The 14,106-nt window shown below is 41.6% G+C and carries 15 protein-coding genes; 8 read left to right on the top strand and 7 right to left on the bottom strand.

Translation table 11 applies throughout. From position 1 onward, the window contains the following. The first annotated feature begins 101 nt into the window (after positions 1-101). The 5 genes from N8M09_RS01665 to nrdI all read left to right on the top strand — a co-directional run bounded on the left by N8M09_RS01665 (position 102) and on the right by nrdI (position 4,804). Positions 102-716: a YesL family protein gene (locus N8M09_RS01665; protein WP_261062934.1), complete on the top strand. Its 615-nt coding sequence runs from the start codon at positions 102-104 to the stop codon at positions 714-716. Beyond that, the gene (locus N8M09_RS01660; protein WP_314726041.1) at positions 694-2,364 is read left to right on the top strand and encodes a sensor histidine kinase; all 1,671 of its coding nucleotides are present in this window, start codon (positions 694-696) and stop codon (positions 2,362-2,364) included. Before N8M09_RS01665 ends, N8M09_RS01660 begins: the two co-directional genes overlap by 23 nt. An 11-nt stretch (positions 2,365-2,375) precedes the next feature. Continuing rightward, positions 2,376-3,662 carry a response regulator transcription factor gene (locus N8M09_RS01655; RefSeq protein WP_261062933.1) on the top strand — a complete coding sequence of 429 codons (1,287 nt, stop codon included), beginning with the start codon at positions 2,376-2,378 and terminating at the stop codon, positions 3,660-3,662. Positions 3,663-3,722: 60 nt separating this feature from the next. Further along, the gene (locus N8M09_RS01650) at positions 3,723-4,256 is read left to right on the top strand and encodes an ABC transporter permease (protein ID WP_223330348.1); all 534 of its coding nucleotides are present in this window, start codon (positions 3,723-3,725) and stop codon (positions 4,254-4,256) included. 77 nt (positions 4,257-4,333) lie between these two features. Then, positions 4,334-4,804: a class Ib ribonucleoside-diphosphate reductase assembly flavoprotein NrdI gene (gene nrdI / locus N8M09_RS01645; RefSeq protein WP_261062932.1), complete on the top strand. Its 471-nt coding sequence runs from the start codon at positions 4,334-4,336 to the stop codon at positions 4,802-4,804. A gap of 284 nt (positions 4,805-5,088) precedes the next feature. On the opposite strand, the gene N8M09_RS01640 is transcribed toward nrdI, so the two are convergent. The 3 genes from N8M09_RS01640 to N8M09_RS01630 all read right to left on the bottom strand — a co-directional run bounded on the left by N8M09_RS01640 (position 5,089) and on the right by N8M09_RS01630 (position 7,463). Next, positions 5,089-6,351, bottom strand: a complete 1,263-nt coding sequence (locus tag N8M09_RS01640) for an NRAMP family divalent metal transporter (RefSeq protein WP_261062931.1) — start codon at positions 6,349-6,351, stop codon at positions 5,089-5,091. A 216-nt stretch (positions 6,352-6,567) separates the two neighbouring features. Next, on the bottom strand, positions 6,568-7,026 hold the full coding sequence (locus N8M09_RS01635; RefSeq protein WP_261062930.1) for a DUF3021 domain-containing protein: 459 nt from the start codon (positions 7,024-7,026) through the stop codon (positions 6,568-6,570). After that, positions 7,023-7,463, bottom strand: coding sequence for a LytTR family DNA-binding domain-containing protein (locus tag N8M09_RS01630; protein WP_261062929.1), 441 nt, complete (start codon positions 7,461-7,463; stop codon positions 7,023-7,025). Before N8M09_RS01630 ends, N8M09_RS01635 begins: the two co-directional genes overlap by 4 nt. A 206-nt stretch (positions 7,464-7,669) precedes the next feature. Between N8M09_RS01630 and mutL the strand changes: the two genes are divergently transcribed. From mutL to N8M09_RS01615, 3 genes are read left to right on the top strand one after another with little or no spacing between them, the layout of a single operon-like run. Next, positions 7,670-9,619 (top strand): DNA mismatch repair endonuclease MutL, encoded by a 1,950-nt coding sequence (gene mutL / locus N8M09_RS01625; RefSeq protein ID WP_261062928.1) that lies wholly within the window; start codon positions 7,670-7,672, stop codon positions 9,617-9,619. A 15-nt stretch (positions 9,620-9,634) separates the two neighbouring features. Then, complete coding sequence (ruvA, locus tag N8M09_RS01620; RefSeq protein WP_000273423.1) at positions 9,635-10,228, top strand: Holliday junction branch migration protein RuvA; 594 nt, start codon at positions 9,635-9,637, stop codon at positions 10,226-10,228. A 9-nt stretch (positions 10,229-10,237) separates the two neighbouring features. Beyond that, positions 10,238-10,801, top strand: coding sequence for a DNA-3-methyladenine glycosylase I (locus N8M09_RS01615; RefSeq protein ID WP_261062927.1), 564 nt, complete (start codon positions 10,238-10,240; stop codon positions 10,799-10,801). Positions 10,802-10,885: 84 nt separating this feature from the next. Here N8M09_RS01615 and N8M09_RS01610 read toward each other — a convergent pair whose 3' ends face one another. The 4 genes from N8M09_RS01610 to N8M09_RS01595 form a co-directional block, all read right to left on the bottom strand. Next, entirely contained in the window at positions 10,886-11,149 is a 264-nt protein-coding gene (locus N8M09_RS01610; RefSeq protein ID WP_000166114.1) for a SemiSWEET family transporter, read from the bottom strand. Between the two features lie 105 nt (positions 11,150-11,254). Next, positions 11,255-12,289 carry a S66 family peptidase gene (locus tag N8M09_RS01605; RefSeq protein WP_261062926.1) on the bottom strand — a complete coding sequence of 345 codons (1,035 nt, stop codon included), beginning with the start codon at positions 12,287-12,289 and terminating at the stop codon, positions 11,255-11,257. A gap of 141 nt (positions 12,290-12,430) precedes the next feature. Further along, complete coding sequence (locus tag N8M09_RS01600) at positions 12,431-13,108, bottom strand: DUF1129 domain-containing protein (protein ID WP_261062925.1); 678 nt, start codon at positions 13,106-13,108, stop codon at positions 12,431-12,433. 11 nt (positions 13,109-13,119) lie between these two features. After that, the gene (locus tag N8M09_RS01595; protein ID WP_000815623.1) at positions 13,120-14,064 is read right to left on the bottom strand and encodes a magnesium transporter CorA family protein; all 945 of its coding nucleotides are present in this window, start codon (positions 14,062-14,064) and stop codon (positions 13,120-13,122) included. Between the last annotated feature and the right edge of the window lie 42 nt (positions 14,065-14,106).

Here is a 14,106-nt window from a genome sequence, read left to right as displayed (position 1 = left end):
ATTGTATCACGGTTTGATGGGATTGTAAATGGGCACTAGAATTTTTTGAAAACGCTTGAAATATGATATAATAGTTTCATAGTTATTTTTAGGGGGATATCATGGGTAGATTTTTAGACTTTGCCTTTAATCGTTTCTTTTTAGGGATGATTGCGACAGCCTTCTTTTGGCTATTAACCTTAGCAGGAGGGATTATTCTTGGTCTAGCGCCAGCTAGTGCCACCTTGATGAGCCTATATGCAGAACATGGTTATAGCTTTCGGGAATACAGTTTGAAGGAGGCTTGGTCTCTTTACAAGCAAAATTTTGTCTCAAGCAACCTGGTTTTCTATAGCTTTTTAGGGGTGGATCTAGTTTTAATCTATGGCTTGTATCTCTTGGTGCAATTGCCTCATCAAACCATCATTCATTTGATTGCGACCTTTTTGAATGTCCTAGTAGTCGCCCTGCTCTTTTTGGCCTATACAGTGTCTTTGAAATTACAAGTTTATTTTGACTTGTCCTATCGAAATAGCCTCAAACTATCCTTGATTGGCATCTTTATGAACCTAGCAGCTGTGGCCAAGGTTCTCCTTGGGACAGTGTTACTTGTGGCAATTGGTTACTATATGCCTGCTCTGCTCTTCTTTGTAGGAATTGGGATGTGGCATTTCTTTATCAGTGATATGTTGGAACCTGTCTATGAAAGCATCCATGAAAAATTGGCGACAAAATAGAATGAAGCAGTTTTGGCTACATACGCTTCTGAGAACCTACAGTTCAGTTATGATGATTATTATTGCGAGTTTTGCAATCTTACTCTCTTACGCTGACTGGGATTCACGGGAAAAGGAAGCCCAGAGAGTAGCCCAGCGTGTAACCACTCGAACAGTTGAAGAGGTGGAATATTATTATCGCGAGTCAGCCCAACTGGCGCAAGATTTAGTAGCCAATCAAGACCGGATACAAGGGGTTTATAAGTACTTTAGCTTGTCAACTTCTGAGTATTTTTATTGGTTGTTGGAGCATCAAGCGGTTTCTTCAACTTCTATTTCTCTGTATGAAAATATCGATGACCTATATGTTCAGAATGACTATATAACGGGTGTTGCAATCGTTTTGCAGGACTTTAAAGAAGTTTATGTTTCGAGCAGAAATGAGAGAGGTGGTCATTCGGTACTTGCGGAAGGCTTTAAACCGGAGGCCAATAGTTTTGGAGTTCCTATTTTAGACCCAGCGACGGATCAATCTATAGGGGTTGTTTATATTTCCTTGGATCCAGAAATCTTATACCATGCTGTAGACAATACCAGAGGTCATATCCCGATGGCTGTTACTGTGACATCGCCTTTTGATACGGAGATTTTTCATATTGGTGAGAGGGTCAATAGGGAACATGAGAACTGGTTTGTTGGTGTAACCTCTCATGGCTATCAAGTTCAGGTAGCAGTTCCCAAAAACTTTGTTTTACAAGGAACAGTGACTAGCTCTGCTTTGATTGTGGGCTTAAGCCTTCTCTTTATTGTTATTCTCTATCTGACTTTGAGGCAGACCTTTGCGAATTACCAAAAGCAGGTAGTGGATTTGGTGGATTCCATTCAGGCTATTGCCCAAGGGGAAGAAGGTCTTCGCATTGCTACGCTTGAAAAGGATCAGGAATTGCTCTTAATCGCAGAGACCACCAATGATATGTTGGATCGTTTGGAAAAGAATATCCATGATATTTACCAGTTAGAGCTTAGTCAAAAAGATGCCAATATGCGAGCCTTGCAGGCTCAAATCAATCCTCATTTTATGTATAATACGCTGGAATTCTTGCGCATGTATGCAGTTATGCAGAGTCAAGATGAGTTGGCAGATATCATTTATGAATTCAGTAGTCTCTTGCGTAACAATATTTCTGACGAAAGAGAAACTCTTCTCAAACAGGAATTAGAATTTTGCCGTAAATACAGCTATCTCTGCATGGTTCGCTATCCCAAATCCATTGCCTATGGTTTTAAGATAGATCCAGGGTTAGAAAATATGAAGATTCCTAAGTTTACCTTGCAACCGCTGGTAGAAAACTATTTCGCGCATGGTGTTGACCACAGACGGACAGATAATGTGATTAGCATCAAGGCACTTAAACAGGATGGGTTTGTGGAAATTTTAGTGGTCGATAATGGCCGTGGAATGTCAGTTGAAAAGCTGGCAAATCTCCGAGAAAAATTAAGTCAGAGACAGTTTGAACACCAAGCCAGTTACAGTGATCAAAAGCAGTCTATCGGGATTGTCAATGTACACGAGCGTTTTGTACTCTATTTTGGGGACCGCTATGCTATTACTATAGAGTCTGCAGAGCAAGCAGGTGTTCAGTATCGTATTACAATTCAAGATGAGTAGAAAGGGAGAAAATGTATAAAGTATTATTAGTAGATGATGAGTACATGGTGACAGAAGGTCTGAAACGTTTGATTCCCTTTGATAAGTGGGATATGGAGGTCGTCGCAACAGCCAGTCATGCCGATGAAGCCCTAGAATATGTTCAGGAAAATCCTGTCGATGTGGTCATTTCCGATGTCAATATGCCCGACAAAACAGGGCTTGATATGATTCGGGAGATGAAAGAAATCTTACCAGATGCAGCCTATATCCTGCTTTCAGGTTATCAGGAGTTTGATTATGTAAAAAGAGCAATGAACCTTAGTGTGGTGGACTATCTGGTCAAGCCTGTTGATAAGGTAGAGTTGGGAAATCTGCTGGAGAAGATTGCAGGTCAGCTCGGTGAGAGAGTAAAGAAAAGTCAGACCCTCAGTCAAGATTTAGACGAGGCTGGATTTGTTAGTTATCTAGGAGGTAAGGAGAATTGGTGGATAGGTCTATCCAAGGAAAAACAAGGCTCCTTCACCATTCCCTACTATGTCTTGGGTCAAGACTGGCAGATTTTTATTTCTGATCAACCCCTAGATGGTTTAGTCGTTACTCCCTTTGAAGCTCCCTATCAAGAACACTTTGAACGCTGGAAGCTGAATGCTGAGAAAGCCCTCTTTTACGGTTCTGTAAATCTACAACAGTCTCAGAGTCTCTTTGCCTATTACGAACCGATTTATAGGGTTATCATTCAGGGAAACCTCAATCAAATCGTGGAAGAGTTGAATCTTTTGGAGAAGGTGGTTCTTGAAAATACACCGCGTGTTCCGATTACCAAACAGCTTTTTATCCAGTTTGTCATGGATGTTTTCCATTTGTTTGAACATCTCAAAGCTGATGATATGACGGACATTGTCAAAACCATTCATGCTATTCAATCCTTCGATGAATTGGTTCCATATATTAAGGAAACTCTGACTCGATTCTTTGGACAATATCGTATGAATGAAAATGTGGTCAGTGTGCTGGAAGTCATTGGGCGTGATTATCAGAAAGAACTTTCCCTCAAGGATATCAGTAAAGATCTCTTTATCAATCCTGTCTATCTAGGTCAGTTGATTAAGCGAGAAACCAATTCGACCTTCGCAGAGTTACTAAATAAACAACGCATTAAGGCTGCCCAGCAGCTCTTACTTTCGACTAGTGATAGTATCGAAGATATTTGCTATGCGGTTGGTTACAGTAATGTTGGATATTTCTATAAAGTGTTCCGAAAATTGTGCGGAAAGTCTCCCAAAGCCTACCGAAAACAGGTAGAAACTATACTATAAGATTTGTATCCCTTTACAAAAAGTGCTATAATATCAATAATAACATCAGGAGGTTCTATCATGAAAAAGAAACCGATTTATCTATGGGTCTTGCTAATCTTGTCTGCCCTTATTTCAGCTATGTCTCTGTTTGGAATGTTGAGTCCCTTGCCTAGCAAAGAAGTCCTTCGTGCTAAACAGTCACATGTTGCAGGACTTAGTGCCCAGCAATTAGAAGACAACATCAATTACACCTATAGAGTAGCAGAATCATCTCATTCTATTTTTAATATGGCCTTGATTGTACTATCTGCTATTTTAGTTGTAGTAGCGATTGTCTTCCTTATTCGTAAAAATTTGCAATATGCAAACTATACTTATGTCGGCTATGTTTTGCTAGCCATTATTGGTTCGATTTATGGCTATGTTAGTTTACAAGACGCTGTGCAGTTAGTTCACGATGAGACCATGCGTTTAGGGATAAGTGTTATTTCACAAGCCGTTAGCATTTTCTATATCGTCATCAATGTTCTTTTCTTAGCCCTTGTCTTCTATAAGATGTGGCGTCAACAGAAAGCCTTGGCGGAAGAAGAGGAAACAGAAGATCTTGCTTAAGTATTGACAAAAAAGAGCTATCAAGTTACAATCTTGGTAGTTCTTTTTCGATTAAAAATAAAATCATGGAGGTACATATGAAGACAATTTCTTTAGTTTATATTAGTTTGAGTGGCAATACTGAGAGTTTTGTGACGCGCTTGAAAGACTATCTCTTGTCCCAGTACGAGGGAATTGAGGTTCAAAAGATTCATATCAAGGATTTGGTCAAAGAAGGCCAAGATTTTTATGAAATGGACCATCCCTATGTCGCTTTTTTGCCGACCTACCTAGAAGGTGGGAATGGCGTTGATAACGGAGATGTAGAGATTTTGACGACACCAGTGGGGGATTTTATCGCCTATGGTGACAATGCTAGTAAGTGTTTTGGCGTGGTTGGCTCAGGAAATCGTAACTTTAATAACCAATACTGCCTGACAGCTAAGCAATACAGCCAACGCTTTGGTTTCCCTGTCTTGGCTGACTTTGAAATGCGAGGTATGCTGGAAGATATCAAACATGTCGCAGCGATTATTGCGGATTTGTATGAGTTGGAAAAGGAAAATTAAAGTCAATATAAGAGGCGCTTGAGATTTTTCAACTGCTTTTTGAGTATAAACAGTCTTTGAGAACGTAAAAAAGCATAAGTCCAGGTCTTCAAAACCTTGTTCTTATGCTTTTTATCATAGAAATATTTACTGAATTTTCTCTTGAAATGAAACCTTATACTCAATGAAAATCAAAGAGCAAACTAGGAAACTAGCCGCAGGCTGTACTTGAGTACGGCAAGGCGACGTTGACGTGGTTTGAATTTGATTTGCGAAGAGTATTATCTTCATCTCGCGCTTGTCAGTTAACCTGCTTTTCCGATTGCGAGTGCGTAGATAAAGAAGATGGCGAAGCCAAAGAGGAAAATCAATCCTGCAATGGCAAGGTATTTGAGCCAAGAAGGAAGATTTTTGTTTTCACGCGTTACCAAGGCGTAGTTCAAAAGAGCGAAGAATGGTGTTGTCAGGAAAGAACCAATCATAGCAAAGCGGAGCATGGTTGAAACCTGACCAGCGAAGAACTTGATAATGACGATACCGATGATAGCAGTGATGGTCATCCAGATGTTCAAAGATTTACTACTGTCTTCTTTTTGACTGATTAGCAGTCGGAGAGATTCCTGATTGACACGAGAATAGCCATCGATAACAGTGATAACTGTTCCAAAGATACACAGGAAGGCAATAAAGGTAATCAAGTAACGGGACCATTCGCCAAGAACAGAGGCATACATGCCCACGAATTGAGAGATGTATTTGGCTGAAGCAGCTTCAACTGCTTGCCCTGTAGGATATTGAATCAATGCTCCCAGTGCTACAAAGAACACAGCTAGGATAGCTGTTCCAATGTAACCAACATTAAAGTCAAATAGAGCGTCCTCTGTGTTAAAGTTGACGGTCTTTTTCTTTTCAGCAGACCAAAGTGAATTGATAGCTGAAATTTCAATAGGAGCTGGCATCCATCCTAAGAGGGAAACGATGAAGGGTAGAGCTGCCATTTGCCAAGGTGTTTTCTCGACAAAATCAGAGCTGTATTCGGGATGCTTGACCGCCGCGATGATAACTGCAAGAACAGTTGCAATGGTCAAAGCGGACATGATCCATTTTGCCATGCCATCTAAGAGTTTGTAGCCTCCAAAGAGTAACATAGCCCAAATGACTGCAACGAGAATGAGGGACCATTGAGTGATGCTCAGACCGATCATTGGGAAGGCGCTGGCGATGATAGCTGAGCACAGAATGGCAACACCGGCTGTGTTGACCATAGCCGAAAAGACATTTAGGATAAAGAAAATCCAGAGATAGAGTTTCCCTTTTTCGGCATAACCTTCAACCAAAGTCTTTCCAGTATCAGCGGTGTATTCAGCACCAAAACGGAAAAATGGATATTTAAAGACATTGGCTAAGATGACCAAGAAGAGTAGCGACCACCCATAAGAACCACCAGCTTGAGTGGAAGATACAATGTGAGAACCGCCAACAGCAGCAGAAGCCATTAGGATTCCAGGTCCCATTGCTTTTAGTTTACTTGTCCAGGTTGATTGATTTAACGAAATAGCTTGTGACATGATAGATGCTCCTTTTTGAATTTTCAGAATAATCTGGATATGTAATCTATATTCTACAAAAAACTTTGGAAAAATGCAAGAATATTTTGAAAAAAAGATAGAAAATTACAGAAAATTTACAAAGAAGATCTGAAAATAACTGCTATGATAGTAAGGTGCAGAAGGATAAAGAAAAACCGAGAAGTTTCTTTCTCGGATTTGCTTATTATGATATTCCTATTTTCTATGCTCCAAGAGTTGATTGATATGGTCTACTTTTTTTGATGCTCTTTTATAGGAAATAGTCCAAATGATGAGGTAGACAATCGCAAACTCGATAATGAGCTGGAGATAGAAGATCCAGTGGAAGGGGAACCAACCTGCCAGAGTGGCTAGTGGGACAAAGCCAGCCAGCATGAGAAAGAAATGGGAAAGCGTCGCACGGAGTAAGCTCCAGTCACGCTTGAACAAGCTATTGCCAAAACTAAAGAGAATGCCGATGGCTGCCCAGATAAGAGTACAGTAGAGCAAGATTAGGGCACCGTGAACTTGATGTTGAGTCATTACTTGGCCGACGAGAGATTCAGGGCTAAGTGGAGCGTAGGTATTTGGTGCATAAATGAGTGAAAAGATGATAGAGAGGATGAGGCCGATGAGGACACCAGTAGCTGCGTCGTGGAAGATTTGTTTTTTCATAGTTCTAATTTCTCCTTGATGGTTTTTAGGTAACGGCGTGAAGAGTAGGTGAAGCTTTCGTTTTTCAAGAAAATTTCTACTAGGCCGTTGGGGGTGAGCTTGAGATGAGAGATGAAATCGATATTGATGATTTCTGATTGGGAAATTTGGATAAAATTGGTTGGCAAGAGTTCAAGGACTTGATAGAGCCGTAAATCAATGTTGTAGGTCTGACTTGCTGTTTCTGCTAGAACCTTCCGATTCTCGATATAGAAGCGCTGAACCTTACCAATCTTAACGAGATAGACCTGATTATCGATTTTCCCTTTGATTGTTTCTGTTCGGTCCAGATTTTCTGCAAATTCGATGACTTTCTGGACTTTATCTGTCGGCTGAGGTGCTTGGACAATCAGCTTTTCCTCCTTGTAAGTTTCACTAATTTGTAGTTCTACTTTCATAAATTTCTCTCCTTTTCAGTTATACAAGGTTGTGATCACTTCCTGTACACTTTTATTAAACACTATTTTATAGCCTATGGCAAGGGACTTTGTCTATGTGGAGGGATTTGGCTCCTATGTGGTGCTTGCTTTTCTGTCCTATCTGAAATATGGTATAATAGCACTAATCAATTTCTAGGAAAATAGATACGGAAAGGGGCTGAAAGATGTCTCATATTATTGAATTGCCAGAGGTGCTGGCAAACCAGATTGCAGCTGGAGAGGTTATCGAGCGTCCAGCTAGCGTTGTTAAGGAGCTGGTAGAAAATGCCATTGACGCTGGCTCTAGTCAGATTATCGTCGAGATTGAGGAGGCAGGTCTCAAGAAAATCCAAATCACGGATAATGGTCATGGAATTGCCCACGATGAGGTGGAATTAGCCCTGCGTCGTCATGCGACCAGTAAGATAAAAAATCAGGCAGATCTCTTTCGGATTCGGACGCTTGGTTTTCGTGGTGAAGCTCTGCCTTCTATCGCGTCTGTCAGTGTACTGACTCTGTTGACGGCGATGGATGGTGCAAGTCATGGAACCAAGCTCGTCGCGCGTGGAGGAGAAGTTGAAGAAGTCGTCCCAGCGACTAGTCCTGTGGGAACCAAGGTTTGTGTGGAGGACCTTTTTTTCAACACGCCTGCCCGTCTCAAGTATATGAAGAGTCAGCAAGCGGAGTTGTCTCATATCATTGATATTGTCAACCGTCTGGGTTTGGCCCATCCTGAGATTTCGTTTAGTTTGATTAGTGATGGCAAGGAAATGACGCGGACAGCAGGGACTGGTCAACTGCGACAAGCAATCGCAGGAATTTATGGTTTGGCGAGTGCCAAGAAGATGATTGAAATTGAGAATTCTGACCTTGATTTCGAAATTTCAGGCTTTGTGTCCTTGCCTGAGTTGACTCGGGCTAATCGCAACTATATCAGTCTCTTCATCAATGGCCGTTATATCAAGAACTTTTTACTCAATCGTGCTATTCTTGACGGTTATGGCAGTAAGCTCATGGTGGGGCGTTTTCCACTGGCTGTCATTCACATCCATATCGATCCTTATCTAGCGGATGTCAATGTGCATCCGACTAAGCAAGAGGTGCGGATTTCCAAGGAAAAAGAACTGATGACCCTGGTCTCAGAAGCTATTTCCAACAGTCTCAAGGAACAAACTTTGATACCAGATGCCTTGGAAAATCTTGCCAAGTCGACCGTGCGCAATCGTGAGAAGGTGGAGCAGACCATTCTCCCACTCAAAGAAAATACGCTCTACTATGAGAATACTGAGCCGACAAGACCTAGTCAAGCTGAGGTGGCTGATTATCAGGTAGAATTGACTGATGAAGGACAGGATTTAACTTTATTTGCCAAGGAAACCTTGGACCAGCTGACCAAGCCCGCAAAACTGCATTTTGCAGAGAGAAAGCCTGCTAACTATGACCAATTAGACCATCCGGAGTTAGACCTAGCTAGTCTTGATAAGGCTTATGACAAACTGGAGCGAGAAGAATCTTCAAGCTTCCCAGAGTTGGAATTTTTCGGGCAAATGCATGGAACCTATCTCTTTGCCCAAGGGCGAGATGGACTTTACATCATAGACCAACATGCGGCGCAGGAACGGGTCAAGTACGAGGAGTATCGTGAAAGCATTGGTGATGTTGACCAGAGCCAGCAGCAACTCCTAGTACCCTATATCTTTGAATTTCCAGCGGATGATGCCCTTCGTCTCAGGGAGAGAATGCCTCTCTTAGAGGAAGTGGGCGTCTTTCTAGCAGAGTACGGAGAAAATCAATTTATCCTGCGTGAGCATCCTATTTGGATGGAAGAGGAGGAAATCGAGTCAGGCATCTATGAAATGTGCGACATGCTCCTCTTGACCAAGGAAGTTTCTATCAAGAAATACCGAGCAGAGCTGGCTATTATGATGTCCTGCAAACGGTCTATCAAGGCCAACCATCGTATTGACGATCATTCGGCCAGACAGCTCCTTTATCAGCTTTCTCAATGTGACAATCCCTATAACTGTCCCCACGGACGTCCTGTTTTGGTGCATTTTACCAAGTCAGATATGGAAAAGATGTTCCGACGCATTCAGGAAAATCACACCAGTCTCCGTGAGTTGGGGAAATATTAAACTAAAAGGAAAACCATGTACGAATATTTAAAAGGAATCATTACCAAAATCACTGCTAAATACATTGTTCTTGAAGTCAACGGTATCGGTTATATTTTGCATGTGGCCAATCCTTATGCTTATTCAGGACAGGTCAATCAAGAAGCTCAAATTTATGTTCATCAAGTTGTACGTGAGGACGCTCATCTGCTTTATGGTTTTCGCTCAGAAGACGAGAAAAAGCTCTTTCTTAGTCTGATTTCGGTTTCTGGGATTGGTCCTGTATCAGCTCTTGCTATTATCGCTGCTGATGACAATGCTGGCTTGGTTCAAGCCATCGAAACCAAGAACATCACCTACTTGACCAAGTTTCCTAAAATTGGCAAGAAAACAGCCCAGCAGATGGTGCTGGACTTGGAAGGCAAGGTAGTAGTTGCAGGAGATGACCTTCCTGCCAAGGTGGCAGTGCAAGCAAGCGCTGAAAACCAAGAACTGGAAGAAGCCATGGAAGCCATGTTGGCTCTGGGCTACAAGGCGACCGAACTCAAGAAAATCAAGAAATTCTTTGAAGGAACGACAGATACAGCTGAGAACTATATCAAGTCGGCCCTTAAAATGTTGGTCAAATAGGAGCAGAGCATGACAAAACGTTGTTCGTGGGTCAAGATGACCAATCCGCTCTACATTGCCTATCATGATGAGGAGTGGGGTCAGCCCCTCCATGATGACCAAGCATTGTTTGAGTTATTGTGTATGGAAACCTATCAGGCAGGCCTGTCTTGGGAAACGGTACTCAACAAACGCCAAGCTTTCCGAGAAGCCTTTCATGGCTATCAAATTCAAGCAGTTGCAGAGATGACCGATACCGAATTGGAAGCCTTGCTGGATAATCCAGCTATTATCCGAAATCGAGCCAAGATTTTTGCTACACGCGCTAACGCCCAAGCCTTTCTACGACTACAGGCAGAGTACGGCTCTTTTGATGCCTATCTTTGGTCTTTTGTTGAGGGGAAAACGATCGTCAATGATGTTCCCGATTACCGCCAAGCCCCAGCTAAAACACCCTTGTCTGAGAAATTAGCCAAAAATCTCAAAAAACGAGGCTTCAAGTTCACAGGCCCAGTCGCCGTCTTGTCTTTTCTACAGGCTGCAGGCCTAGTTGATGACCACGAGAATGATTGTGAGTGGAAAAGCGGTCATTAGTGTGTACAGGTAACTAGCATATCTGAGAATATAGAAAAAAGCTGAGAAACTTTTCCCAGCTTTTTATATATACTATTAGATTTGTTAGAGTGAAGTCAAAAAAGTGATTCCACCTAAAATAACACCAGCTGAATTTGGAATGATTAGTATCCAATCCTTCTTAGGTTCCTTTGTCCATCCATAAATAACCCAGATTAAGCAAGATATAGCAGCTGATAAAGGTTGAAATGGTTGAGCTTTATTTCCCTGTAAATTAGCGATAATTTGAGGTATGTAGGCAATAAATACTATAATTCCAATAAAGGCACCAATAGAACCTACGATTCGATTAATTTTTTGTTTTGTCATATACACCTCCTTCAAAAGGATATCATAGAAATTAGCGAAATGCAATAAATTCAGATACAAATTGTAACGAAAACCAATACAAAAGCACAAAAATAGAGAAACTATTTATTTTTTGTTATAGTCAAAGCGAATGATTTGCTCCTTTGCATCTACATAGGCGTGAACTCCGAAGGGGACAATTGCTCTTGGAGTTGCGTGGCCGACATTTAGATTATAGATAATCGGGATATTGCTGTCAATAATATCCAATAGTGCCTCTTTATAGTCGTCATAGAAAGTTTCATCCATAGGTTTTCCGACCAGGAGTCCACTGATGGCCTCGAATATACCAGTGTTCTTTAAAGTTTGCAACATCTTTTTGAAGTCTTTCGGCTCAGGCTTTTCTTCGCTTGTCTCTAGTAAGAGGATCTTTCCTTCCCAGTCTGACAAGTCGGGGAAAAGTTTGTATTTTTGGCAGAGCTCCGTGCTATCTGCGTATCGAGAGTTGTCAAAGATATCGTAGAGGGATTCGAGGCAACCACCGAGGATTTTTCCCTCGAACTGGGCATTTCCTTGCAACAACTCAAAACCGGTATTTGCATGACTGACACGAGGTGTTCCCAAAGCCTTGGGACTAAAATCAGTTCGTTCCTCATACCAAACGTCACTAGGGCGGATTTCTGAGATTCTTCCCGTCTCAATCAATTCTTTAAAGTAGTGAAGGCTATAGGTTAGCATTTCTTTTTCTAATTCACAAATGTCTGCTAAGAAGGATTGACCATAAAAAGTCTTGATTCCTAGTTTATGCAACATGAGATGGTTCATGGTTGTATCCGAGAAGCCAAGAAAAATTTTTTGTTTGATAACCTTTTGTAGTTGGTCATTTTCAAAAAGATAAGGTAGTAAGCGATAGGTATCGTCTCCACCGATGGCGCATAGGATCATATCGATGCTATCATCAGAAAAGGCCTGAATCAAATCCTCTGCACGCGCTTCAGGATGGTCCTTGATAAAGTCTAATCCATTTAGCGAATGGGGCAAAAAGATAGGATTGAGTCCCAGGTCCTTGAGACGTTGGACGCCCAAGTCAACTTCGTGTTTGACAAAGTCCTCTCCGATAATGCCACTAGATAAACTAACAATACCAATAGTAGAAATCATATTTTATCCTCCTAGAAATAGATTGAGCCTATTTTATCACAAAAGATAAGAGGAAGCTATGTGGGATGTCAGAAGAATACTTTAAAATCAAGAAAGAGCCGTAAAAAAGCAACCGCACCTGCAGTTGCTTTTATCGTTCCCTTAATAACGTGTTGGTCCTGCACTTGCACTTCGGATGTTCAAGCGTTTCTTGAGATAGAAGCGAAGGGCTAGGAGGGCTGCTCCGATAATAGCCAGTGGCAATGGAGCAAGTACTGGGTTAAGGCTAGCTGGTAGGAAGCTTGTTGCAAAGAAGACAAGTAACCAAAGGAACATAGATGCTAGGATAACTAGTACAGATTTCCAGAAAGGTGGACGTTGACTGCGGTCCATATCTGGTCCATAATATTGGTAGACAAAGTAGTACATCAAATAGAAGGCAAATCCACCAACAAGTCCAACTAGCAGGAGGGTGATAAATCCATAGCCAAAAGCTTGATCTGCCGCAAAGAAAGTTGTGAGGGCGCTGACAAGGGCAAAGAGGCTAGTGATGAAAAGAGCTGAGTCCATAATCATGAGTTTTGGATCATCATTTTCTTTTGGATGCTCTTTTTCATATTGTTCCTTGACAGTGAAACTATGAGCCCAATGAGTTGGTGCGCCATAGAGGGAACGAGCAGTCGTACCCTTGGTTTGCTCTTCAAGGATTTGGGGAATAATTTCCTCAAAAATAGCCTTGATTTCAGCGTCTGTTTTTCCATCTTTGATGAATTGTTGGGTAGCGATGTGGACAAATTCTTGGTTTTTCTTAGTTAATTTTTGTAGATCAATCTGAGACATAGGAACTCCTCTTAGAACCATTTTTTATGGATGAGATAGAGAGTGAGCGAGACACTCATAGCAAAGGCAATAAAGACGATTAACCAGAAGGCATTTGGCTCGCCGTTTAGGGGGATTTCATTATCCTTAAAGTTCATCCCGTAGGCAGAAAAGACCATGGTTGGGATGGACATGACGATGGTCACAAGGGCCAAGGTTTTCATGATGTTGTTCTGGTTGTTAGAAATGATAGAGGCGAAGGTCTCTGTCATAGAGTGCAAGACGTTTCCATAAATGTCTGCCATCTCGATGGCCTGTTGGGTTTCAATCAGGGTGTCTTCAAGCAGGTCTTCGTCCTCAAGGTATTTCTTGATATTGCTGGTTGAGCTGGTCAATTTCTTAATCACACGCTCATTTGTTTTGAGGGAGGCCTTGAAATAGACGATAGTTTTTTCCAATTCCATCAGCTCAATCAATTCTTCATTACGAGTTGATTGATGCAGTTGACTTTCGATTTGTTCACTCTTACGGTCAATCGAACGAAGGGCTGTTAGGTAAAGCTCTGCATTGCGATACAGAATCTGGAAGATAAAACGCGAACGCATGAAGGTATAGAAATTACGCAAACGACGGTTGATAAAGACATCGAGGACTGGTAATGGTTCCAAACACGTAGTGATAATGGTTTCCTCGGTGATGATAATCCCAAGCGGGATGGTGACGTAGTAGGTGCGGTTATTTCTTTCTTCTGTGACCGGCACGTCTACGATAATCAGGGTGTACTCGTCTTCAATGGTAATACGAGACATTTCTTCCGCATCGAGCGGTGCTCGAAGGTCGGCAATATCAATATCAAAGGCATTGGCGATTTCGAGTGATTCATTTTGAGTCGGATTGACGAGATTGATCCAAGTACCCGGTTCAAGCGTATCGATCTCTTTAAATTCAGTTGTTGTAGAGAGAAAAACTTGTTTCATATCCCTTATCCTTTCTCATTTTTCAGATTTTTTCACACCGTA

This window comes from Streptococcus mitis, assembly GCF_946190375.1.
Classification (GTDB): Bacteria; Bacillota; Bacilli; order Lactobacillales; family Streptococcaceae; genus Streptococcus; species Streptococcus mitis_CJ.
The sequence above is the reverse complement of the archived record's forward strand: the minus strand, read 5'-3'. Positions and strand labels throughout refer to the sequence as shown.